The sequence below is a fragment of the Palleronia caenipelagi genome, from assembly GCF_007004065.1.
Taxonomy (GTDB): Bacteria; Pseudomonadota; Alphaproteobacteria; order Rhodobacterales; family Rhodobacteraceae; genus Palleronia; species Palleronia caenipelagi.
In genome coordinates this window covers 1-952 of sequence record NZ_VFSV01000142.1, presented here as the reverse complement: position 1 = coordinate 952, position 952 = coordinate 1, and the positions used below count along the sequence as shown (strand labels likewise).

2 protein-coding genes are annotated in these 952 nt (G+C 65.2%); one reads left to right on the top strand and one right to left on the bottom strand.

The features are described 5' to 3' along the window. Window positions 1–82: 82 nt before the first annotated feature. On the bottom strand, window positions 83–313 hold the full coding sequence (locus tag FEV53_RS20325) for a hypothetical protein (RefSeq protein WP_246100955.1): 231 nt from the start codon (window positions 311–313) through the stop codon (window positions 83–85). A gap of 265 nt (window positions 314–578) precedes the next feature. Here FEV53_RS20325 and FEV53_RS20320 point away from each other — a divergent pair. After that, window positions 579–952: hypothetical protein (locus tag FEV53_RS20320; protein WP_142836414.1), on the top strand; the 374-nt coding region annotated here is incomplete at its 3' end.

Below are 952 nucleotides of genomic sequence, written 5' to 3'. Positions count from 1 at the left end.
TCGAACTGAGCTTTGTGGGCAGTGATGAAAGCGCGCTTGTTCATCGTTCGGGCAGTCGCTCGGACCAGTGGCGCTCATGCCCTCACTTCACCGCCCGAGACGCGAAAAAATCGTTCGCAGGCGCACTCGGACCGGTGGCGTTCGCCTGCTCACCCATTTGCAAGATCTCGTTCTTCTCTGCCAGCCGCTTGTTCTCCTTGCGCAGCCGCTCCAGCTCGGCGGCATCGGCCTTCTGGCGGTGTTTCGCTTCCATCGAGCCGAAGGCCTCGATCTCCAGCCGCCAGGTCTTCAGCTGCGTGCCGGTGGTCCCCAGCTCTCTCGCAACGCTGCCCTGCGTCGCGCCTGGCTCATAAAGCCGCTCAACCGCGTTCGATGCGGTGCTTGAACCAGTGGCGCACAGCGCATCTCACCCTTGAACTCATCCGTGTATTTCCGTCGATGCTGTCCCATGGCGTGCTCCTCTCATGGACAGGGGTAAAGTACCCCGCTGTCCGGTGACAGGCACGAAGATCACTGACAGCCGAGCGTGGCACGCCAGCTACCAGAGAAACGGAGACCACAGAAACGGAGACCGCACCATGACCGCGTCTCCCACCGCCCGGCGCCAGCCTCTGGGCGAGATCGGCAACACAGCCGGGATCTTCGCCCTGACCCTCGCCGCCGGGCCCGATCTGCCCCCCGATGTGACCCTCACCGGCCCGCCCCATCTGGTGGCCTCGTACGGTGCGCTCACCCTGCGCCTCGCGCCCGCAGACCTCGCGCCGCTCGCTCTGAACCGCTCCTATCTCTACAACCTGTGGCACCGCACCGCCGCCGGGCCGCAGCTGCTCTATTACGGCGCCGTGAAGATCCGCGACGCGCTGCCCATCCCCTTTCCCGACACCCCTTACCTCACCCTCGCAGGCGAGATCGTCACCCTCGACGGTCAGCCGGTGATCGTGACCGACGCCTG